Origin of the sequence: Lentilactobacillus laojiaonis (assembly GCF_020616595.1) — a bacterium.
Classification (GTDB): domain Bacteria; phylum Bacillota; class Bacilli; order Lactobacillales; family Lactobacillaceae; genus Lentilactobacillus; species Lentilactobacillus laojiaonis.
On record NZ_CP085278.1, the window covers coordinates 1,018,770 to 1,041,996 of the forward strand.

Annotated in this window: 17 protein-coding genes, 3 tRNA genes, 3 rRNA genes and 1 other annotated feature; of the genes, 11 read left to right on the top strand and 12 right to left on the bottom strand. The window is 36.8% G+C overall.

All coding sequences use genetic code 11. The annotated features are described in order from the left end of the window. Positions 1-37: 37 nt before the first annotated feature. From thiM to LHL71_RS05335, 5 genes are read left to right on the top strand one after another with little or no spacing between them, the layout of a single operon-like run. Positions 38-853 (top strand): hydroxyethylthiazole kinase, encoded by an 816-nt coding sequence (gene thiM / locus LHL71_RS05315; protein WP_227360771.1) that lies wholly within the window; start codon positions 38-40, stop codon positions 851-853. Continuing rightward, the gene (gene thiE / locus LHL71_RS05320; protein WP_227360772.1) at positions 837-1,472 is read left to right on the top strand and encodes a thiamine phosphate synthase; all 636 of its coding nucleotides are present in this window, start codon (positions 837-839) and stop codon (positions 1,470-1,472) included. The genes thiM and thiE overlap by 17 nt, the downstream gene beginning before the upstream one ends. Further along, positions 1,472-2,059 (top strand): HAD family hydrolase, encoded by a 588-nt coding sequence (locus LHL71_RS05325; protein WP_227360773.1) that lies wholly within the window; start codon positions 1,472-1,474, stop codon positions 2,057-2,059. Before thiE ends, LHL71_RS05325 begins: the two co-directional genes overlap by 1 nt. Next, complete coding sequence (thiD, locus tag LHL71_RS05330) at positions 2,056-2,853, top strand: bifunctional hydroxymethylpyrimidine kinase/phosphomethylpyrimidine kinase (protein ID WP_227360774.1); 798 nt, start codon at positions 2,056-2,058, stop codon at positions 2,851-2,853. The genes LHL71_RS05325 and thiD overlap by 4 nt, the downstream gene beginning before the upstream one ends. Positions 2,854-2,863: 10 nt before the next feature. Next, positions 2,864-3,547, top strand: coding sequence for a thiaminase II/PqqC family protein (locus tag LHL71_RS05335; RefSeq protein WP_227360775.1), 684 nt, complete (start codon positions 2,864-2,866; stop codon positions 3,545-3,547). A gap of 22 nt (positions 3,548-3,569) precedes the next feature. On the opposite strand, the gene LHL71_RS05340 is transcribed toward LHL71_RS05335, so the two are convergent. The 4 genes from LHL71_RS05340 to xylA all read right to left on the bottom strand — a co-directional run bounded on the left by LHL71_RS05340 (position 3,570) and on the right by xylA (position 8,002). Next, entirely contained in the window at positions 3,570-4,895 is a 1,326-nt protein-coding gene (locus LHL71_RS05340; protein WP_227360776.1) for a dihydrolipoyl dehydrogenase family protein, read from the bottom strand. A gap of 70 nt (positions 4,896-4,965) precedes the next feature. After that, positions 4,966-5,038, bottom strand: a tRNA-Thr gene (locus LHL71_RS05345). Between the two features lie 35 nt (positions 5,039-5,073). After that, positions 5,074-6,582 carry a xylulokinase gene (gene xylB / locus LHL71_RS05350; protein WP_227360777.1) on the bottom strand — a complete coding sequence of 503 codons (1,509 nt, stop codon included), beginning with the start codon at positions 6,580-6,582 and terminating at the stop codon, positions 5,074-5,076. A 70-nt stretch (positions 6,583-6,652) separates the two neighbouring features. Then, on the bottom strand, positions 6,653-8,002 hold the full coding sequence (gene xylA / locus LHL71_RS05355; protein WP_227360778.1) for a xylose isomerase: 1,350 nt from the start codon (positions 8,000-8,002) through the stop codon (positions 6,653-6,655). A gap of 227 nt (positions 8,003-8,229) precedes the next feature. On the opposite strand from xylA, the gene LHL71_RS05360 reads away from it, so the two are divergent. Further along, on the top strand, positions 8,230-9,603 hold the full coding sequence (locus LHL71_RS05360; protein WP_227360779.1) for a sugar porter family MFS transporter: 1,374 nt from the start codon (positions 8,230-8,232) through the stop codon (positions 9,601-9,603). Between the two features lie 19 nt (positions 9,604-9,622). Here the strand turns inward: LHL71_RS05360 and LHL71_RS05365 are convergent, their stop codons facing one another. The 7 genes from LHL71_RS05365 to tyrS form a co-directional block, all read right to left on the bottom strand. Then, positions 9,623-10,789, bottom strand: a complete 1,167-nt coding sequence (locus LHL71_RS05365; RefSeq protein WP_227360780.1) for an ROK family protein — start codon at positions 10,787-10,789, stop codon at positions 9,623-9,625. A gap of 85 nt (positions 10,790-10,874) precedes the next feature. After that, positions 10,875-10,991, bottom strand: a 5S ribosomal RNA gene (gene rrf / locus LHL71_RS05370). 81 nt (positions 10,992-11,072) lie between these two features. After that, a 23S ribosomal RNA gene (locus tag LHL71_RS05375) occupies positions 11,073-13,993 on the bottom strand. 162 nt (positions 13,994-14,155) lie between these two features. Next, a tRNA-Ala gene (locus LHL71_RS05380) sits at positions 14,156-14,228 on the bottom strand. A 27-nt stretch (positions 14,229-14,255) separates the two neighbouring features. Further along, positions 14,256-14,329 (bottom strand) — tRNA-Ile (locus LHL71_RS05385). 89 nt (positions 14,330-14,418) lie between these two features. Further along, a 16S ribosomal RNA gene (locus LHL71_RS05390) occupies positions 14,419-15,991 on the bottom strand. Together the 16S, 23S and 5S rRNA genes with 2 tRNA genes alongside form the textbook arrangement of a ribosomal RNA operon. Before the next feature lie 447 nt (positions 15,992-16,438). Beyond that, a complete protein-coding gene (gene tyrS / locus LHL71_RS05395; protein ID WP_227360781.1) occupies positions 16,439-17,695 on the bottom strand; it encodes a tyrosine--tRNA ligase in 1,257 nt (418 codons plus the stop codon). A gap of 40 nt (positions 17,696-17,735) precedes the next feature. Then, positions 17,736-17,931 (bottom strand) — a binding site (T-box leader). Between the two features lie 114 nt (positions 17,932-18,045). Between tyrS and LHL71_RS05400 the strand changes: the two genes are divergently transcribed. After that, on the top strand, positions 18,046-18,258 hold the full coding sequence (locus tag LHL71_RS05400) for a DUF4649 family protein (RefSeq protein ID WP_227360782.1): 213 nt from the start codon (positions 18,046-18,048) through the stop codon (positions 18,256-18,258). A gap of 16 nt (positions 18,259-18,274) precedes the next feature. Here LHL71_RS05400 and LHL71_RS05405 read toward each other — a convergent pair whose 3' ends face one another. Then, the gene (locus tag LHL71_RS05405; RefSeq protein WP_227360783.1) at positions 18,275-18,718 is read right to left on the bottom strand and encodes a MerR family transcriptional regulator; all 444 of its coding nucleotides are present in this window, start codon (positions 18,716-18,718) and stop codon (positions 18,275-18,277) included. 169 nt (positions 18,719-18,887) lie between these two features. Here LHL71_RS05405 and LHL71_RS05410 point away from each other — a divergent pair, with 169 nt between their 5' ends. From LHL71_RS05410 to LHL71_RS05425, 4 genes are all read left to right on the top strand, one after another. Further along, positions 18,888-20,348 carry an MDR family MFS transporter gene (locus tag LHL71_RS05410; protein WP_227360784.1) on the top strand — a complete coding sequence of 487 codons (1,461 nt, stop codon included), beginning with the start codon at positions 18,888-18,890 and terminating at the stop codon, positions 20,346-20,348. Further along, complete coding sequence (locus LHL71_RS05415; protein WP_227360785.1) at positions 20,348-21,076, top strand: DUF4811 domain-containing protein; 729 nt, start codon at positions 20,348-20,350, stop codon at positions 21,074-21,076. Before LHL71_RS05410 ends, LHL71_RS05415 begins: the two co-directional genes overlap by 1 nt. A gap of 118 nt (positions 21,077-21,194) precedes the next feature. Continuing rightward, positions 21,195-22,943, top strand: coding sequence for a pyruvate oxidase (gene spxB / locus LHL71_RS05420; protein ID WP_227360786.1), 1,749 nt, complete (start codon positions 21,195-21,197; stop codon positions 22,941-22,943). A gap of 71 nt (positions 22,944-23,014) precedes the next feature. Next, a complete protein-coding gene (locus LHL71_RS05425; RefSeq protein ID WP_227360787.1) occupies positions 23,015-23,215 on the top strand; it encodes a hypothetical protein in 201 nt (66 codons plus the stop codon). The last annotated feature ends 12 nt before the right edge of the window (positions 23,216-23,227 follow it).

Here is a 23,227-nt window from a genome sequence, read left to right on the forward strand (position 1 = left end):
CTGGTATTTTGTACTTTTTTATTTAGGAGGAATTAATATGTTAGCTAATCAGTTAACTAATCTTAAAAATCAAGTTCCCTTGGTCCATAGCATCACTAATTATGTAACCGCTAATGATTGTGCCAATATTGTTATTGCCTGTGGTGGTTCACCGATCATGGCAGATGAAATTCAAGAAGTGGCTGAAATTTCTAAAATGGCTTCAGCACTAAATATAAATATAGGAACGATTAATGAAAGGACTCTAGAGGCGATGCTAGTCGCTGGAAAGTCAGCCAATCTAAATCAGTGCCCGATCATTTTAGATCCGGTAGGAATTGGAGCCTCTACCTACCGACTAGATGCCGTTAAAAAATTACTTAATGAAATTAATTTTACAGCGATTAAAGGCAATTTATCAGAAATTAAAGCCTTGGCCGCGCAACATTTTAATAGCTATGGCGTAGATTCAAGCGACCAAATTACTACTGAAAATTTACCGCAAACCATTCAATTTGCTAGAAACCTAGCCCAAAGCACTCACGCCATTATAATCATTAGTGGTCGTATCGATATCGTAACTAATCAATCATCCACTTATTTAATTAAAAATGGCGATCCAATGATGAGTCAACTTTCTGGTACTGGTTGTATGTTAAGTGCCATGACTGGGGCCTTTCTAGGGGCAAATTCAGATCCTTTAGCTGCTTGTGTAGCTTCCGTATGTGCCATGGGAGTCGCTGGAAAAAAAGCAGCTTTAAAATTACAACCTGATCAAGGCAATCTAACTTTTAAAAACTATTTATTTGATGAAATTTATACTTTATCACCCGAAAAATTAGAAAACGAGGCCCAATATGAACTCTTTAAATAATTACCTAACTTTATACGCCGTGACCGATCGACACTGGGTTGGTAAACAAACTTTCATAGACCAAATCAAGGAGGCACTCGCTGGTGGTATTACTTGCTTACAGTTAAGAGAAAAAGACTTACCAGATGATCAATTTTTAGCAGAAGCCCAACAAATTAAAACCCTTTGTGATAGCTATCATGTTCCTTTAATTATTAATGATAACGTTCAAATTGCTAAACAAGTTGATGCGGCTGGTGTTCATATCGGTCAATCAGATACTCAATTGCAAATCGCTCGCGATATACTTGGTCCTCATAAAATCATTGGCGTATCAGCTCACACTATCCAAGAAGCTTTAGCTGCCCAAAAAGGGGGTGCAGACTATTTAGGCGTGGGAGCCATTTTTACTACCAATTCCAAAAAAGATGCCGAAATGGTCAGCTTAAATGAATTAAATAAAATTTGTCATACTGTAACTATCCCGGTTGTAGCTATTGGTGGTATAACTGATCAAAACCTTGGACAACTAAAAGGCACTGGAATCCAAGGAATTTCAGTTATCAGTGCTATTTTTGCACAATCAGATATTCAAACGGCCACTATGAAATTAAAACAGCAAGTCGAGGAAATTATTTAATGATTACCGGTGCTATTTTTGACGTCGATGGGACCATTTTAAATTCTCTAGAACTTTGGGAAAATTTAGGTTCTCGTTACCTATTACAAAAAAATATAACTCCCGAAAAAAATTTAAACGTCATCCTCGAAGACTTTACTATTTTAGAAAGTAGTCAATATTTAAAAGATCATTATCAGATTAAAGACCCGATCAATCAAATTAAAATCGATATTTTACGTTTAATTACTAACTTTTATCAATATGAAGCAACTTTAATGCCTGGAATTTTGAAAAATCTAAAAATTCTAGCTAATTATAAAATTCCCTTAGCTATTGCCACTAACAACGATTATAAATTAGTAGCTATGGCTCTAAAACGCTTAGGAATTTTTAATTATTTTAAAGTCATCTTAACCACAGATGATTTACATACTAGTAAACGGTCAGCCTTAATCTATTTAACTGCTGCTCAAAAAATCGCTAGTATTCCTCAAAACACACTAGTTTTTGAAGATACTAATTTACCAATTAAAACTGCCATGAAGGCAGGTTTTAAAGTAATTAACGTAACTAAACCATTTAACTTAAAGGAGATAATTTTATGAAAACAGCTCTAACAATCGCCGGTAGTGACTCAAGTGGAGGTGCCGGTATTCAAGCCGATATTAAAACTATGACAGCAAATGGAGTGTTCGCCACTAGTGCCATTACTTCATTAACCGCTCAAAATACTACTGGAGTTTTTGATATTTTTGATGCTTCACCAGCTTTTTTAAGCAAAGAAATTGATGCTATCTTTACCGATATTTATCCCGATGCTGTAAAAATCGGAATGGTCTCTTCAAAAGAATTAATTTTAGTTATTGAAGAAAAATTAAAACAATATCAAGCTAAAAACATTGTTATTGATCCCGTAATGATCTCCACTTCGGGTGATAAATTACTTAAAGACGATGCAATCAATACTTTAAAAGAGCACTTAATTCCATTAGCTACTGTTTTAACTCCGAATATTCCGGAAGGTGAATTATTAGCTGAGATGTCGATTAATACCGTAGAAGATATGGAAATTGCCGCCACTAAAATCAGTAATAATTACCACAGTGCCGTTTTATTAAAGGGTGGTCATGATTTAAACGATGCTAATGATTTGTTGGTAAAAGATGGAACTTTAACTTGGTTTAATGGTAAACGAATTAATAATTCTAATACTCATGGTACCGGATGTACTTTATCTTCAGCCATTGCAGCTAACTTAGCTAAAGGACAAGATCTAGTAACTGCCGTTGCCAATGCTAAAGATTACATTTCTGGCGCCTTAAACGCCATGCTGAACTTAGGACAAGGTAGTGGTCCTATGAATCACTTGTTTGACCTTAGTAGTAAATATATAGATTAGGAGCCTGATTATGTCATTTGTTAACGAATGCGTTACTGATAGTTTGCCGCTATGGCAAACATCCCTACAAACTCCGTTCATTCAGGAATTAACTAACGGATCTTTAGATGAAACTAAATTTAGAGATTATATTATTGACGATAGTTTATATTTAAGAGAGTACTCTAAAATTTTTGCATGGGGAATTTTACATGCCCATAGTATGGAAGAAATTAGTCAGTATTACTCACTATTAGCTTTTGTTAATGAAAATGAAAATTCAACTAGACGGCAGTATTTAAAATACTTTAAGTTGACTGATCAAGCAATTCAGTCACTACCCCTACGTCCCGATAATCAAGCGTATGTCGATTATATGCTATCCATGGCTAAAACCGGTTCCGGCGCAATTGAATGTATGATGGCTAGTTTACCTTGCATGCTTAGTTATAACTATATTTTTAATCAGGTGATTAAAGACCCTAAGCTTAATAAAGATAGTATTTTTTATCAGCTAATCAGTGATTACGCTAACTTAGAATATCAAAATGATTGCGATAAGTGGATTAAATTTACTGATCAACTTTGCACTAATTTAACTAATGCCGAAAAACATAAATATATGAAAATTTTTAGAACTAGTTCACTATACGAAACTAAATTTTGGCAAATGAGTCATACAACTCGTAATGATGTCCAAATCAAAAATGCTTAGGAAATTTCCTAAGCATTTTTATTTAAATTAAATATTTTATATCACTGGCTAGCGTCGGATAGGTAAAAATATACTTATCGATTTCAGTAACTGTAGCGTGATTATTAATCATTATTGTAAATATATTTATTAGGTAATCGGCTTGGTCACTAATTATAGTAGCTCCGACAACTTCTTGAGTTGATTTTTCAACATATATTTTAGCTTTAGCAAATTTTGTATGCATTCGTTTATAACTAAGCCAATTAGTCATATCGTTTTCTACACATTCTATTTTAGAATCATCGGCGTTAGTGGATACTCGCCCAACTTGTGCCAAAGCTGGTTTCCCAAATATAATTGTTGGAATAGTAGGATATTTAATTGGTTCATTGTTATCCATAAACAATTTACTTAAGTAGTCGCCATCATAAGTGGCAACTGGTGTTAATTTAGGCAAGTTTCGTGATATCACATCTCCGGCAGCATATACTTTTGGATTAGTGGTTTGTAAAGAATCATTAACTATAACGCCTCTGTTATCATAATTAACATTAGCTTGTTGCAAACCTAAATTTTCAATATTAGGAACTCTACCTAATGTAGCAAAAACTAAGTCAGTCGTTAAAGAAAAATCTTGACCAGTTAAAACATATTGATTATTTTTTTTAGCTGCTTGAGTAATGTCAGTATCCAGGATAATCTCAATTCCACTATTTCTATAGCACTTAATTAAATTATCTACCATTTCCGGATCATATTCTTTTAGCGGACGATCGTTATGGTGAATCAAATGAACTTTTGCTCCGGCTGCGTTAGCAATGGCAGCTAGTTCAAAGCCCAAATAACCTCCCCCAATGAACGTAATATCATTGGGTAGTTCATCTAAATCTAAAAATCCATTGCTATTTAATAAATACTCTTGACCGACAATTTTTGAAGTTCGGGGACGTTGTCCAGTAGCAATTACAAATCTATCTGCCATTAATATATCATCACCAATTAAAAAACTATTAGCATCAATAAAATGACCCGCATTATGGTAAGTAGTAATTCCTGACTGAAGAAGTCCCTGCTCGGTCCGATTAGGAATCTGATTGGTATAATTTCTTTTATGTTCCATTAAACTGGGCCAATCGATTTTGGCTTGGCCACTAACCCCGTTATTTTCCATATTATTAAAATTGGTTACGGTTGAAACTCCTGCAATTAAGATGGATTTAGGATCACAGCCTCGATTTGGACAAGTCCCACCCCATAAATCATTTTCAATAACTGCTATTTTTAGCTTATTAGCTGCTAATTGGTCAGCTAAAGTGGTTCCTGCAACTCCACCACCAATAATTACTACATCATAATTTATTTGCATAATAAAATTCCCCCAAACAAAAAGTACAGTATATTTAAATTATACTGTACTTTTTATTTAATAATTAATAAGCCGTTTCCGGGATTTGAACCCGGGACCTTTTCCTTACCATGGAAATACTCTACCTTCTGAGCTAAAACGGCATATTAATTATAATATATACCACTCAATAAATCATCTAAATCTGTTCTTTTCTAAAATCAATTAGTTCGTGACTAATTTCTTTAGTCTGTTCATATATTTTGGCATATATACCATGCAACTGTTGGTATTTTTTAACATTTTCTGGATTAGGAACAAACACATTTTTATATTCAACAAATTTATCAGTACACTCATGAATGTCTTTAAACCAACCTAAGCCAACCGCAGCTAGCATGGCAGCCCCCATACCTGGTCCCTGCTCATTTTTTAAAGAAACCACTTTAGTATTAAAAATATCAGCCTGAATTTGTTGCCATACTTCACTTTTGGCTCCACCACCAATAGAGACTACGGTATCAAATTTAGCTCCATTTTTACGATAAATTTCCATAATGTCTTCGAATGAAAATGTAATACCTTCTAAAACTGCTCTTACAAAATCTGGTTTTTGATGAATTCCATCAATCCCTACAAAACTCCCGCGAATGTTTGCATCCGCATATGGTGCTCTCTCACCAACGATATATGGTGAAAACATTAACCCATTAGCTCCTATAGTTGATTGTGTTGCACTATTAACAAAATCAGTAAAATCTTCATCGTTAGCAAACGTTTTTTTAAACCAACTTAATGAGAAACCAGCGGCTAATGTCACTCCCATACTATAATAAGCATCTGGAACAGCATGTTCTTCAAATTGAAGAACTCCATCATAATTTGTACTAGAGCTATCTTCAAATTTTAAAACTACTCCAGAAGTACCGATACTTGATAAAACTTTATTAGAAGAATCTATTCCGGCACCAACTGCTCCACAAGCATTATCTGCTCCACCAGCAAAAGTCTTAGTTGTGGTAGTTAGTCCTGAAAATTCTGCATAGCTGGGAGTAATATTTCCTGTAAAATCAATTGATTTGACTAGTTTTGGACATAAAGAAATGGGAATTTCAAATTTATCAAGTATTTCTTTACTCCAAGTATTTTTTTCAATATCTAACATAACGGTTCCCGTAGCATCTGAATAATCCATTGCTAAAATTCCCGTCATTTTATATCTTAGATAATCTTTGGGTAATAGCATAGTTTTAGCTTTAGAAAAAATTTCAGGTTCATTTTCCTTTACCCATAAAAGCTTAGGTAACGTAAATCCTTCTAAAGGAACGTTATGAGTAATATCTATAAACCTTTTTCCCATAGCATCCATAATTTCTTTACATTGCTTAGTTGTTCTAGTATCGTTCCATAAAATTGCTGGTCTTAAAACCTTTCCAGCCTCGTCCAATAAAACTAACCCATGCATTTGGCCAGAAAAGCTAATTCCTTCAATTTCATCTGGTTGGATATTATCATTTAAAATCAACTTAACAATTGCAGAGGTCGTTCCGTATACCCAGTCATCTGGATTTTGTTCAGCATAACCTGGATGAGGTTGCTTTAGATCATAACTGAAACTTTCTTGTGCAATAATTTTTCCATCAGGATTAACTGCAGAAACTTTTACAGAACTGGTTCCCAAATCAATCCCTAAAGCATATTTATTCATTGTCATTCTCCTTAATAAAAAAGTGATTAGCCCATTTAATGAACCAATCACTTTTATTGATTAATAATTTTTAGTTATTACCTAAAGTATTAACAATATAATGGTTAATTGTATCTTTTATTTGTTCCAAATGGTCTGAATGAGTAGCAGAAATTAATTCTGATTGTGGAGTATCAATAATATATTCATTTAAACTATTAAAATCTTCTTTACCTGCTTCAATTGAAGCACCAATTCCTTCATCCCATGATGAATAACGTTTTGAAACGATATCTTTTAAGTATCCATCTTGTTGAAGCTTATCAGCAACTCTTAAACCAGCTGCAAAGCTATCCATACCAACAATATGTCCGTAGAATAAGTCTTCTGGTTCAAATGAAGTTCTTCTTGGTTTAGAATCAAAGTTTAAACCACCTTTAGGTCCAATACTTCCGTTTTCTAACACTTCATACATTACAGCAGTAGTTTCATATAAGTTTGAAGGATATTCATCAATATCCCAACCAATTAACTTATCTCCTTGGTTAGCATCTAATGAACCAAGTAAGCCAGCATCTCGAGCAACTCGTACTTCGTGTTGGTAAGTATGACCTGCTAAATTAGCATGGTTTCCTTCAAGATTAAGCTTAAAGTCTTTATCTAAATCATACTCTTTCATGAATTCAATTGTTGTAGCGGCATCAAAGTCGTATTGGTGAGTAGTTGGTTCTTTAGGTTTTGGTTCTAATAACATTTGTCCTTCATAGCCAATCTTATTAGCATAATCTTTAGCCATATGGAAGAATTTAGCAAGATGTTCTTGTTCTCTCTTCATATCCGTATTCCAAAGTGATTCATATCCTTCTCTACCACCCCAGAATACATAATTTTCAGAACCAACTTGTTTAGCGATATCCAAACTATTTTTAATTTGTGCAGCTGAATATGCAAATATGTCAGCAAATGGAGCACTGGCACCACCAGAAACAAATCTTGGATTTGTAAATAAGCTTGATGTATTCCAAAGAACTTTCATTCCAGTATCTTTTTGATTTTTAACAATTTTATCAACGACTTTTTGTAGATTTGCGTTAGTCTCACGCAAAGTATTTCCTTCAGGTGCAAGATCACGATCGTGGAATGCAAAGAATTGAACCCCTAGTTTTTGATAAAATTCAAAAGCATAGTCAACTTTTGCTAATGCTAAATCCATTGGATCAGTTATTTTATCATATGGTCGTTGTGCAGTTCCATCCCCAAATGGATCAACAAGACGTTGGTCAAAAGTATGCCAATAAGCAACTGAGTAACGTAACCAATCTTTCATCTTTTTACCAGCAATTACTTCTTCTGGATTATAGTAATGAAATCCTAATCCAGAATTAACATCAGAATTTCCAACATATTCAATTTTTGATATACCTTTCCATAAATCACTCATAATAATAAATCCTCCCATAAACATTAGTTTGTATTAACAACCAACTTACGAATATGAGTATAAGCCACAAAAATATTTTTTGCAAGCGCTTTTATTATTTTTTATTTATATACCTATAATTAATGTTTTTTAATGAAAGCGCTTGAAATATTATTTTTTCAATGTTATATTGTTTTTGTATTTAACAACCTTACTTATAATTTTTATCTATAAATAAGGGGAAGAACATGGAAACTTCAATTTCAAATAATAAAAAACATCATATTTCTGCTGGTTTTGTTTACTTTTTTGGTGCTTTAGGTGGATTGCTGTTTGGATATGATACCGGAGTTATATCCGGAGCAATTTTATTTATTCAAAAACAACTTCATTTAGATTCATGGCAACAAGGTTGGGTAGTTTCTGCTGTATTATTAGGGGCCATTATTGGTGCAGCAGTTATTGGACCAATGTCTGATAAATATGGTAGAAAAAAGTTAGTGTTATTATCATCAATTATCTTTTTTGTTGGTGCACTAGGTTCTGCTTTTTCTCCAGAATTTTGGTCTTTAATTATTTTCAGAGTAATATTGGGAATGGGTGTTGGCGCTTCGTCTGCCCTAGTTCCAACTTACTTGGCAGAACTATTACCTGCAGATAAACGTGGTGCGATGTCTAGTCTATTCCAATTAATGGTTATGACTGGAATTTTACTTGCTTATATTACAAACTATTTATTTTCTGGAATTTATACTGGTTGGCGTTGGATGCTTGGTTTTGCTGCCTTACCCGCTATCTTATTATTTTTAGGTGCACTAATTCTTCCAGAAAGTCCACGATTCTTAGCCAAATCAGGTAATTCTGATGCTGCTAAAGAAGTTCTAGCAACTATGAATGGTAATAATATGAACGTAGTTAATAGCGAATTAGATAATATTAAACAACAGGCTAAGATTAAAAGTGGCGGATGGAAAGAACTATTTAGTAGTTTTGTTCACCCAGCATTAATTATTGGTATTGGTTTAGCAATTTTTCAACAAGTAATGGGATGTAATACTGTTTTATACTATGCACCTACTATATTTACAGATGTTGGTTTCGGAGTTTCTGCCGCATTGATTGCCCATATTGGAATTGGAATATTTAATGTTATTGTAACTGCTGTGGCAGTTATGATTATGGATAAAATTGATAGAAGAAAAATGCTCATGGGTGGATCAATCGGTATGGGAATTTCTCTATTAATTATGAGTATATCTATGCATTTTTCAAATGGTAGTAGTTTTGCTGCATGGATTTGTGTACTTGCCTTAACAATTTATATTGCATTTTTCTCTGCAACTTGGGGACCAGTTATGTGGGTAATGATTGGTGAAGTATTCCCACTAAGTATTAGAGGTTTAGGTAATTCATTTGCTAGTGTTATTAACTGGAGTGCTAATATGATCGTCTCTCTAACATTCCCTCCTCTATTAAATTTATTTGGTACGGGTAGCTTATTTATTGGTTACGCAGTGTTATGTTTCCTATCCATTTGGTTTGTTAAGACTAAAGTTTTTGAAACTAGAAATAAATCGTTAGAAGAGATTGAAAATACTCTACGTGAAAAATCAAACGTATAATAAAAAGGACTGATATCTATCAGTCCTTTTTATTTGAAAAATTTAATTCATATCCTTGTAAATTTAATACACTATGTGTAATTAAGGAACATGCTCCCAATAATGTTGCTTTAACTGAATTGTTAATTAGATAAATGTGAGCATCGAAGTTATTGCTAAAATTACTTATTCTGTGATTAATTTTTGTTAGGATTTCAGGTATTTGTTCAATCAGTGGTGAGCTAATAAATATTGATTGAGGGTTAAAACTTTTACTTAAGTTGTAAATATTTAATGACATAATATTTATAAATTGAGTAATATTTTCGATAACAATTTTATTATTATCATTATATAATTTAACAATTTCATTTCTATCTAATGATTTACCAATTTTTTGTTCGATAAGTGTAATTATTGCATCTTCTGAACATACATCCTCAATTTTAGTTACTTTCCCATTTGGTAATACGGTTAGACTATTACCAATTTCACCAGATTCACCGGTTGATCCACGAAATACTTTCTTATCTATGATAATTCCTGCGCCAATTCCCTTATGTATACTTATTGTGATTGAATTATTTGTATCCATTTCATGCTCAAAGTCTCGTTCATAAACTGCTGTTAAATTTGATTCATTATCAATAACAAAAATCACGTTAGGATATTTTGTTTGAAAATAATCATTTAAGTCAACATTATCTAGATTTAAAAATGGTGAAGATATAATTTGATTATTACTAACAACTCCATGATAAGAAATAGCTATCCCTAATAATCCATTTTCAGATGAAATAAAATTTTCTAAGTTATTAATAATATTATCAATTAATTTTAATATTTCATGTATATTATTATTTATCATAATACTTTCATGTTTTATGATTTCACCATCTAAATAATTAACCATATAATGTAAATTATTATATGCTATATCAAAACTTATTGTATAACCATTTCTACCATTTATGCTAACTAGGGTTGGCTTTCTACCACCATTTGTTGAAGATTCTCCATCTCCACCTTCCCTAATAATTCTGGTTTTAATTAAATCGTTATATATTGATGAAACTGTTGATTTATTTAATGATAAATCCCTAGCAACTTGTGCTCTAGTAGTTACTCCAGAGTTAAATATGTCCTGCAATATTAATTTACCATTATTTTGCCTTAATAAATTATTGGTATGTAAATATCCATTCATTTTATTCTCCCAAAAGTTAAAATTATTTCAATTATAAACAAAAAAGGACTTGCTAGCAATGCTAACAAGTCCTTTTTTATGATTGGCATGGCAACTTCCTACCCTCGCAGGGGGCGATCCCCCAACTACTATCGGCGTTCAGAAGCTTAACTACTGTGTTCGGCATGGGAACAGGTGTATCCTTCTGGCTATCGCCACCACACTATATATCTAGAAAGAACTTCGTTCTCTCAAAACTAGCTAATATTAATTTTTCCGCATTGAGAACACCAAATCAACTCTATTGGTTAAGTCCTCGACCGATTAGTATTGGTCCGCTCCACGTATCACTACGCTTCCACTTCCAACCTATCTACCTGATCATCTCTCAGGGGTCTTACTTCCATAAAGGAATGGGAAATCTCATCTTGAGGCGAGTTTCACACTTAGATGCTTTCAGCGTTTATCTCATCCATACATAGCTACCCAGCGATGCTCCTGGCGGAACAACTGGTACACCAGCGGTATGTCCATTCCGGTCCTCTCGTACTAGGAACAGCTCCTCTCAAATTTCCTGCGCCCGCGACGGATAGGGACCGAACTGTCTCACGACGTTCTGAACCCAGCTCGCGTACCGCTTTAATGGGCGAACAGCCCAACCCTTGGGACCGACTACAGCCCCAGGATGCGATGAGCCGACATCGAGGTGCCAAACCTCCCCGTCGATGTGGACTCTTGGGGGAGATAAGCCTGTTATCCCCAGGGTAGCTTTTATCCGTTGAGCGATGGCCCTTCCATACGGTACCACCGGATCACTAAGCCCGACTTTCGTCCCTGCTCGACCTGTCTGTCTCGCAGTCAAGCTCCCTTCTGCCTTTACACTCTGCGAATGATTTCCAACCATTCTGAGGGAACCTTTGGGCGCCTCCGTTACTATTTGGGAGGCGACCGCCCCAGTCAAACTGCCCACCTGACACTGTCTCCCACCACGCTAAGTGGTGCGGGTTAGAGTGTTCACACAGCTAGGGTAGTATCCCACCAACGCCTCCACCGAGACTAGCGTCCCGGCTTCAATGGCTCCTACCTATCCTGTACAAGCTGTATCAACACCCAATATCAAGCTACAGTAAAGCTCCATGGGGTCTTTCCGTCCTGTCGCGGGTAACCTGCTTCTTCACAGGTATCTTAATTTCACCGAGTCTCTCGTTGAGACAGTGCCCAGATCGTTACGCCTTTCGTGCGGGTCGGAACTTACCCGACAAGGAATTTCGCTACCTTAGGACCGTTATAGTTACGGCCGCCGTTTACTGGGGCTTCATTTCTGGGCTTCGCATTAAATGCTAACTCATCCACTTAACCTTCCAGCACCGGGCAGGCGTCAGCCCCTATACGTCATCTTACGATTTTGCAGAAACCTGTGTTTTTGATAAACAGTCGCCTGGGCCTCTTCACTGCGGCTGTCCTTGCGGACAGCACCCCTTCTTCCGAAGTTACGGGGTCATTTTGCCGAGTTCCTTAACGAGAGTTCACTCGCTCACCTTAGGATACTCTCCTCGACTACCTGTGTCGGTTTGCGGTACGGGTAGTTAATCACTAACTAGAAGCTTTTCTCGGCAGTGTGACGTCAATTGCTTCCCTACTTTATTTCGGTCCTCATCACAACTTGTCAACCCGGTTAAAAGCATTTGACTCTTAACCTGACTTATTGCTTGAACACACATTTCCAGCCGTGTGCACAATTTAGCCTCCTGCGTCCCTCCATCGCTCAAACATGATTAACTAGTACAGGAATCTCAACCTGTTGTCCATCGCCTACGCCTCTTGGCCTCGGCTTAGGTCCCGACTTACCCTGGGAGGACGAGCCTTCCCCAGGAAACCTTAGTCGTTCGGTGGATCAGATTCTCACTGATCTTTCGCTACTCATACCGGCATTCTCACTTCTAAGCGCTCCACTAGTCCTTACGGTCTAGCTTCATTGCCCTTAGAACGCTCTCCTATCACATGAACAAAGTTCATGTCCACAGTCTCGGTAATATGCTTAGCCCCGGTAAATTTTCGGCGCGGAATCACTCGACTAGTGAGCTATTACGCACTCTTTAAATGGTGGCTGCTTCTGAGCCAACATCCTAGTTGTCTAAGCAACTCCACATCCTTTTCCACTTAGCATATATTTAGGGACCTTAACTGGTGGTCTGGGCTGTTCCCCTTTCGACGATGGATCTTATCACTCACCGTCTGACTCCCGGACATAAATCAATGGTATTCGGAGTTTATCTGAGCTCAGTAATCCATGACGGACCCCTTACCCAAACAGTGGCTCTACCTCCATGATTCTAATTCCGAGGCTAGCCCTAAAGCTATTTCGGAGAGAACCAGCTATCTCCAAGTTCGTTTGGAATTTCACCGCTACCCACACCTCATCCCAGCACTTTTCAACGTACACGGGTTCGGCCCTCCAGTGCGTTTTACCGCACCTTCAGCCTGGACATGGGTAGATCACCTGGTTTCGGGTCTACAGCAACATACTTATTCGCCCTATTAAGACTCGCTTTCGCTGCGGCTCCGGCTTTTCACCTTAACCTTGCATGTTACCGTAACTCGCCGGTTCATTCTACAAAAGGCACGCTATCACCCATTAACGGGCTCTAACTGCTTGTAGGCACATGGTTTCAGGAACTATTTCACTCCCCTTCCGGGGTGCTTTTCACCTTTCCCTCACGGTACTGGTTCACTATCGGTCACTAGGGAGTATTTAGCCTTGGGAGATGGTCCTCCCGGATTCCGACGGAGTTTCACGTGTTCCGCCGTACTCAGGATCCTGAACTGAGAGTTATCGATTTCGCCTACAAGGCTATCACTTTCTTTGGCCAACCTTCCCAGGTTGTTCAGCTATCAATAACTTTGGTAACTCAAATGTTCAGTCCTACAACCCCAATGAGCAAGCTCATTGGTTTGGGCTGTTCCCCGTTCGCTCGCCGCTACTTAGGGAATCGAATTTTCTTTCTCTTCCTGTGGGTACTTAGATGTTTCAGTTCCCCACGTCTACCTCTACTTAACTATGTATTCATTAAGTAGTAACAATCGACTAAGATTGCTGGGTTTCCCCATTCGGAAATCTCCGGATCAAAGCTTACGTACAGCTCCCCGAAGCATATCGGTGTTAGTTCCGTCCTTCATCGGCTCCTAGTGCCAAGGCATCCACCATGCGCCCTTTATAACTTAACCTCACAACCTACGGTTGTGCATTAGTTATTGAGTATTTGCGATTTTTTCTTGTTAAAAACTCAAAATTACGCGGTGTTCTCGGTTTAATTATATTTATTATAATTACTACAGAAAAATTAATATTATCTAGTTTTCAAAGAACCAAGTTTGGCTTTACGCCAATGGAGAATAGCGGGATCGAACCGCTGACCCCCTGCTTGCAAAGCAGGTGCTCTCCCAGCTGAGCTAATTCCCCAAGTTACTGCCGGCCTATGGTCGGTGATGGGCCTAAATGGACTCGAACCATCGACCTCACGCTTATCAGGCGTGCGCTCTAACCAGCTGAGCTATAGGCCCATAAGTGTAACTCACTTATTTGTATGAGAGTAGACCTCTCAAAACTAAACAAAGTTTCGATTAATGTGCAGGCTTCCTTTATTCCTTAGAAAGGAGGTGATCCAGCCGCAGGTTCTCCTACGGCTACCTTGTTACGACTTCACCCTAATCATCTGTCCCACCTTAGGCGGCTGGCCCCAAAAGGTTACCTCACCGACTTTGGGTGTTACAAACTCTCATGGTGTGACGGGCGGTGTGTACAAGGCCCGGGAACGTATTCACCGTGGCATGCTGATCCACGATTACTAGCGATTCCGACTTCATGCAGGCGAGTTGCAGCCTGCAATCCGAACTGAGAACGGCTTTAAGAGATTAGCTTAGCCTCGCGACTTCGCGACTCGTTGTACCGTCCATTGTAGCACGTGTGTAGCCCAGGTCATAAGGGGCATGATGACTTGACGTCATCCCCACCTTCCTCCGGTTTGTCACCGGCAGTCTTGCTAGAGTGCCCAACTAAATGCTGGCAACTAACAATAAGGGTTGCGCTCGTTGCGGGACTTAACCCAACATCTCACGACACGAGCTGACGACAGCCATGCACCACCTGTCATTCTGTCCCCGAAGGGAACGCCTCATCTCTGAGGTTGGCAGAAGATGTCAAGACCTGGTAAGGTTCTTCGCGTTGCATCGAATTAAACCACATGCTCCACCGCTTGTGCGGGCCCCCGTCAATTCCTTTGAGTTTCAACCTTGCGGTCGTACTCCCCAGGCGGAGTGCTTAATGCGTTAGCTGCAGCACTGAAGGGCGGAAACCCTCCAACACTTAGCACTCATCGTTTACGGCATGGACTACCAGGGTATCTAATCCTGTTCGCTACCCATGCTTTCGAGCCTCAGCGTCAGTTACAGACCAGACAGCCGCCTTCGCCACTGGTGTTCTTCCATATATCTACGCATTTCACCGCTACACATGGAGTTCCACTGTCCTCTTCTGCACTCAAGTCTCCCAGTTTCCGATGCACTTCTTCGGTTAAGCCGAAGGCTTTCACATCAGACTTAAAAAACCGCCTGCGCTCGCTTTACGCCCAATAAATCCGGACAACGCTTGCCACCTACGTATTACCGCGGCTGCTGGCACGTAGTTAGCCGTGGCTTTCTGGTTGGATACCGTCAAAGCATGATCAGTTACTATCACACCTGTTCTTCTCCAACAACAGAGTTTTACGAGCCGAAACCCTTCTTCACTCACGCGGCGTTGCTCCATCAGACTTTCGTCCATTGTGGAAGATTCCCTACTGCTGCCTCCCGTAGGAGTTTGGGCCGTGTCTCAGTCCCAATGTGGCCGATTACCCTCTCAGGTCGGCTACGCATCATTGCCTTGGTGGGCTATTATCTCACCAACTAGCTAATGCGCCGCGGGTCCATCCTAAAGTGGTAGCAAAACCACCTTTTAAACCGAAACCATGCGGTTTCAGTTGTTATACGGTATTAGCACCTGTTTCCAAGTGTTATCCCCTGCTTTAGGGCAGGTTACCCACGTGTTACTCACCAGTTCGCCACTCGTCCCAATGTTTAAAACGCTCGGTGCAAGCACCGATTGTTTTAAACGAGGACGCGTTCGACTTGCATGTATTAGGCACGCCGCCAGCGTTCGTCCTGAGCCAGGATCAAACTCTCATTTTAAAAATGATTAAGCTTGTAAGCTCATTTTGTTGTTCTATTTACTAGCGAATTGACTTCGCAAATGTTTTGGTCATAAACCGAAATGATTTATGACGCCCTGCACATTTGTTTAATCGAAACTTTGTTCAGTTTTCAAAGATCTACTGTTTCAAAATTAATTGGTATATTTAATTTTGAAGTTCGTTTGCTTTTCTCTCAAGCAACATAAATTATTATATATCATGTATTTTAGAAAGTCAACAACTTTTTAAAATTAATTTATTTAATAATTGGTATACATTTGCTTGCTCATCAGCAACAGGTAATATCTTACCAAAACTACTTGCTTGCGTCAATAACTTTTTTAAATTTATTTTTCTCTCAAGTAAGAAGCATAATCTATAATACAGGTCAGCAATTACCATGTCAATATAAAAATGGACAAGTTTTTAAACTTGTCCATTTTTATTATTTTATATTTACTAAGAAATACTTTTTCTTACCTTTTCGCACAATTACAAATTTACCATCAAACATTGAAGAAGGATCTACCATAGCTTCAATATCAGTCACTTTTTCACCATTTATTCTAACTGCCCCATTAGAAACATCTTCTCTAGCCTGTCTTCTAGATGGTTCAATACTAGTCTCATCGACCAACCATTCAATAATATTCATTGATTTATTTTCTGCTTCGGCGGTAGGCATATTTTTAAACCCTTGTTCAATTTCACTAGTTGTTAAATCAGCTACGTCGCCACTAAACAATGCCGCAGTAATATGTTCTGCTTCAGCAACTGCTTGTTCTCCATGAACAAACTTAGTTACTTCTTGGGCCAAACGACGTTGTGCTTCACGTTTTTCTGGTTGAGTTTTAACCTTTTCTTCTAAATCATCAATTTCATCTTGTGTTAAGAAGGTAAAATATTTTAGATATTTAATTACATCGCGATCGTCTTGATTAATCCAAAATTGGTAGAATTCGTAAGGAGTAGTTTTTTCAGGGTCTAACCATACGGCTCCACCGGCTGTTTTACCAAATTTAGTACCATCAGCTTTTAACATTAATGGAATAGTTAAACCATATACCCCGGCATTAGGTCCTTCAATACGATGAATTAAATCAATACCGGCAGTAATATTTCCCCATTGATCAGCTCCACCAAGTTGAACTTGGACATCATTTTCTTGATATAAATGAAGAAAATCAATTGATTGTAAAATTTGGTAAGTAAACTCAGTAAATGAGATTCCACTTTCCAATCGACTAGATACTACTTCTTTATTCAACATAGTATTAACACTAAATAATTTACCGTAGTCTCTTAAAAAGTCTAATAATGATAATTTTGATAACCAATCATAATTATTTACAATTTGGAAATTACCATCTTTACCAAATAAACTCTCCATTTGTTTAGTCAATGCTTGTTCATTATGGTGTACTTGATCCATTGTTTGTAAAACTCGTTCTGATTTTTTACCACTTGGATCACCAATTGAACCAGTTCCACCACCAATGACAATAACTGGTTTATGTCCAGCTAATTGAAATCTTTTTAAAATCATAAACGGAATTAAGTGACCGATATGCATACTGTCACCAGTTGGATCAATTCCGGCGTAAATTCCAACTGCTTTATCATTAACTAATTCATATAAAGCATCGTGGTCAGTTTCTTGGTTAATGGCACCACGCCATTGTAAATCATCAATAATGTTCATGATATTCCTCCTAAATAAAAAGTCCCCAGCAAAATTAATTGCTAGGGACGAAATTTCCGCGTTACCACCCGAATTGTCATCTAAAATTCAATGACCATCTCAATACATCTATAACGTGATGACCCGTTATTAAGCTCCATAGATGTAATTCACAAATCCACTTTGTTTAGCTTTCAGCTCCGCTAAATTTCTAATGTCCAATGAATTTACTACTCAGGCTATGTCATCGCTTTATCACCATAATATTAATGTAGTCACTCACTAATGTCAATTAGATTATTGAGCTTATTAATTGAATAATAAATTTTTTCTTCTACTATAAGGACATAAACTAATTAGGGGTGATTTTAATGTTACAAATTAATTTTCAAGATACTACTGGAAAGCAAGGCACCATTTCCTATAAGTCAGCTGATGATTTCATAGCTAACCAACAACTAGAAGTTCCTGATTTAGAAGACTATTATAAGGTTCTAAGTGTTACTTTAGATAATCAACCCATTCAATTAAATGATGCAACCGTTTATGGATTATATAATTATTTAGAAAATGCAAAAAAGTGATTGCCACCAGAGGTAATCACTTTTCTTTTACTATTTTAAAATGGTAGCCATCTTTATCAACTACTCCATATATATGTTTGGTTTTATCATCATCTAAAAAGCCAAAATCAACTTTACCACCATCTTCAGTTGGGATAATATCTTCTACTCTATTACGTAAAAAGTCTTTTAGAATTGGAAACTGCTTTTCAATCTTTTGTCCCTTTTTAACGGCTGCTTGCAAGGTATATCCTTCATTTTGAAAATGCTTTATATGAAATATTTTAATTAAATTTTTTAAGTTAAACTGTCGAGAGGATCCTTTGGGGGACTCAAGTGATTCAATGTATCCCTGCTGTTCCCAATATCTAAGTTGTCTAGTAGATACACCTAATAATTCACTAACTTGGCCAATACCAAAAATTAAATTATCAACACTCATTAATGATTTAATTTTATCGAACTCTTTAGTTTCTGACATGATCTCTCTCCCAATTTGTTATTTAACAAAAATAATTATACCAACACACTATATTTTTGGCAAATTAATAAACATCATTGTAAACTTTATTGACAAACTTTTTTCCAGAGACTATTATATTAACATCTTAAATTTTCCACACCATTATTAATCGAAAGGAGATTTTTCTATGTCAGAAAAACCTTTAGATGCCAATGGAAAACCATATAATCGTACTTTACTAACCGTAACTATGATTGTTGGTGTTTTTATGGCAGTTTTAAGTAGTACTATGTTAGCTACTGCTTATCCGGCTTTAATGAAAGCCTTTGATGTTTCAACATCTACTGTCCAATGGCTTACCACTGGATATTTACTAGTTAACGGGGTAATGATTCCCATCACTGCCTGGTTAATGAACCGCTTTAGTTCCAAATTACTTTACAATTTAGCTATGATTTTCTTCTTAGGTGGAACTATCTTAGCTTATTGTGCACCAAATTTTGGTACTCTTTTTGTTGCTAGACTTATCCAAGCAGTTGGGGCAGGTATTTCAATGCCATTAGGTCAAGCCTTACTATTATCAATCTTTCCACCTGATAAGCGAGGAGCTACCATGGGTATCTTTGGGCTAGCTATTGGATTAGCTCCCGCCATTGGTCCCACCTTATCTGGTTGGATTATTGATAATTATAATTGGCGCGTTTTATTTGGAATTTTAATTCCGATTGGAATCCTTGTGGTAGTTTTAGGATTAATTTTCTTTAAAAAACTACTTCCTACTAATAATGATCGCCTAGATATTTTATCGGCTGGACTATCAACCATTGGATTTGGTTCATTACTATATGGATTTTCTGAAGTTGGGGACAAAGGCTGGGGATCATCAATAGTAATTACCTTTATTATAATTGGTATTATTTTCATCGGTCTTTTTGCTTGGCGTCAATTAACTATGAAGGATCCATTCTTAAACCTAAATGTATTTAGAAATGGTGAATTTACCCTTACTACCATTTTGGCAGCCGTGGTTAACATGGCAATGGTAGGGGTTGAAATGATTGTTCCGCTATATCTTCAAACCGTTCGTGGCGATACCGCATTTGAATCAGGATTGACTTTACTCCCTGGTGCTTTAATGATCGGGATTGCTAGTCCTATCACTGGACGCATTTTTGATAAAATGGGAGCTAAACGTTTAGCTACTGCCGGAATGATTTTATTAACTATTGGTACCATCCCATTCCTATTCTTAACTAAAGATACTCCCGTAGCCTTTATCGTAATTGTGTATGCAATTCGAATGGTCGGGGTTGGTATGGTTATGATGCCTGTTACAACCGCTGGTATGAATGTCTTACCAGTTAACCAAATTGGTCACGGTACTGCTGTTAATAGTACCTTACGTCAAGTCGCTAGTTCAGTCGGTACTGCTATTTTAGTTAGTGTCTTAACTAATGTTACTAACAATAACATGCCGGCTAAACACGTCTTACACCAAAACCCATTACAATACAAAGACCTTGCTATCAATTCAGTTTTAAATGGATACACTGCCGCTTTTGGCGTTGCTATTTTATTCTGTCTTATTGGTTGGGCCCTCACCTATTTCTTAAAACAAAATAATCCTACTAAAGGAGGCGTTAAATAATGGCACTAGCTTTAGTAATTATTTTTGCTTTATTATTTATAGCTTCTTATGTATTAATGCCTAAAGGAATTTTGAGAATTCTTACTTTTATATTCTCGCTAGTTATTATGATTGGTTCATTAGTATTAATTACTGCCGGCGATAATAATCACTATGGAATGAAAAAAGTTACGGTTACCGAAACTAAAACTTTAAAACCCGCTTCAGATATTAAACAATTAGATACTAAATTATTAATTAAAAATCCATTAGGTACCAAGGATGAATCAGTAATTGTTTATAAAGATGATCGCAATAAGACTGCTCATACCCAAGCTGACAAAAACACGGATAATAAATTTGTTAGAGATAATAAAAAAGATCCGCAATTAAAAGTTACTACTACTAAATATGTTTATAAAAATAACTTCTTTAAAGTTCTCTATGCCGGTTTAGATAATAACAACGTTTATCAATCACGTAAAAATGAATTCATTATTAATGATGATTGGATTGTGTTAACTCCTAAGCAAGCTAGTTCTCTTCAAACTAAAATGAAGGACCAACAAGCAAAGGCTAAACCACAAATGGAAAAATTAGTTAAACAACAAGTAACTCAAGCCATGATGGCTAACCCTTCTATGACTAAGAGTCAACAAAAACAACTAATTAAAAAGATTACACAACAAGCTCAACAAAAAGCTATGGATCAAACCAAAAAAGAACTTCAAAAAATGTCTATTGAATAAAAAAAGACCGCTAAAAGCGGTCTTTTTTTATTAAGCAAATATAATCAAGTAACCTTAATACTATGATAATATTAAGGCATAAAAATAGTAGATTACATAATTATTAGGGGGAATGATTATGACAAATACAATCAATGCAGGAATTGCTACTGTTAAGACCTTAGAGAGCTGGGGAATCGATCATATTTATGGGTTACCCGGTGGTTCAATTAACAATTTCATTTATGCCTTAGATTCTGAAAAAGATAAAATTAAATTCATCCAAGTTAGGCACGAAGAAGTAGGAGCTATAGCAGCTTCAGCTGATTATAAAATCAGTGGACAAATTGGGGTAGCCTTAGGTTCTGCCGGTCCTGGTGCTACTCATTTAATGCAAGGAATTTATGATGCTAAGATGGATAAAGTGCCTGCCTTATTTTTGGTGGGCCAATCAGTTCAATCTCAAATGAACATGGATTCCTTCCAAGAATTAGATGAAGATCCAATGTTTCAAGATGGCGCGGTTTATGCCCGTACAGTCACTGACGCTACCACCTTACCACATGTAGTCGATGAAGCTATTCGTCGAGCTTATGCTTATCGTGGACCAAGTGTAGTAATCATGCCCGAAAACTTAGCTGGTGAAGATATTCCCGCAGACGGATACTATTCTGCAGCCAATGCTCATCAAGTTAATCAATTAAAGGCACCTACCAACGAACAAATTAATAACGTTTTAGATATGATTAGTAAAGCCAAAAAGCCTATGATTTTCGTGGGTATCGGGGTAGCCGATCACGCTGACCTAGTAATGGAATTATCTAAAAAATTACAAATGCCAATCGCTACTACAGCTATCGCTAAAGATATTATTCCGTCAGATTTTGAAGCTCTTTTAGGCTCATCTGTTCGAGTTGCTTCCAAACCAGCTAATGAAGCAATTGCGGAAACTGACCTAATTTTACTAATTGGATCGGATATTCCTTTTGGCCAACTCGAATTTAGACCAGAAGTTAAGTTCATACAAATTGATACCAACCCAGCTAAATTGGGCAAACGTCATCGTGCAGATATTGCTATTTTAAGTACTGCCGGGGATACTTTAAATAAATTAATTAGTTTAAGTGAACCCCTTCCTGATTCCAAATGGTACCAGGCAAATGTTCAAAACGTTGCTAACTGGTGGCAATACAATAATAAATTAATGGGCATGACTAGCGATCCAATGCGCGTTGAACCAGCTTTTGAACAAATTAATCGTATTTCAAATAGTGATGCTATCTATTCAATCGATGTAGGTCAAGTTACTCAAAACTCCGTTCGCTTACTTAAGATGAATGGTAAAAAACGTTGGTTTACTTCTGGATTATTTGCAACTATGGGCTTTGGTTTACCCGGTTCAATTGCTGCTAGTCTCCAATTCCCTGGTCGCCAAGTCTTTAACCTAGCTGGTGATGGTGGACTTTCCATGGTAATGCAAGATTTAGATACTCAAGTAAAATACCATTTACCAATCATTAACGTAGTCTTCATGAATGATGTTTTAGGCTTTATTCAAGACGAACAAGAAGATGAAAATCACGAAGATTTCGGGGTAGCCTTAGATCCAATGGACTTCGCTGCCATCGCAAAAGCTCAACACATGCAAAGTGCTGATGTACAACAATTTGCAGATCTAGAAAAAGCTTTTGATCAAGCCGCCCAAGTTACTGCTAACGGCGAACCATTTTTAATTAATGTTCACGTCCAAGATGCCCGTCCAATTCCAGTTGAAAAACTCGAATTAGATCCAGATAAATTTAGTGCCGACCAAATTGCTAAATTTAAGAAACGCTATTTAGCTGAAGATTTACAACCACTTAGTTACTTTGAAAAAAAGCTTAATTAATTAAAAGATCTTCCATCATGGAAGATCTTTTTTGTTATAATACGAATATTAATAAAAGCGAGGTCAGATTTATGGGATTCACTCCAAAATTAATATTTGCAGATATCTGCTTAATCATTTCAATTATATTAGCACTTTATATCAATAAAAGTGTTGATATGCCTGCTAACATTAAAGTGGCATTAATAGTGGTCGCCTTAATTTTACTAGTAATATCAATTGTCATTAACTTAAGTGATACTTTCAAAAAAATTAAAAAGCAAAAAAAATAAGCTTAGCCTTGA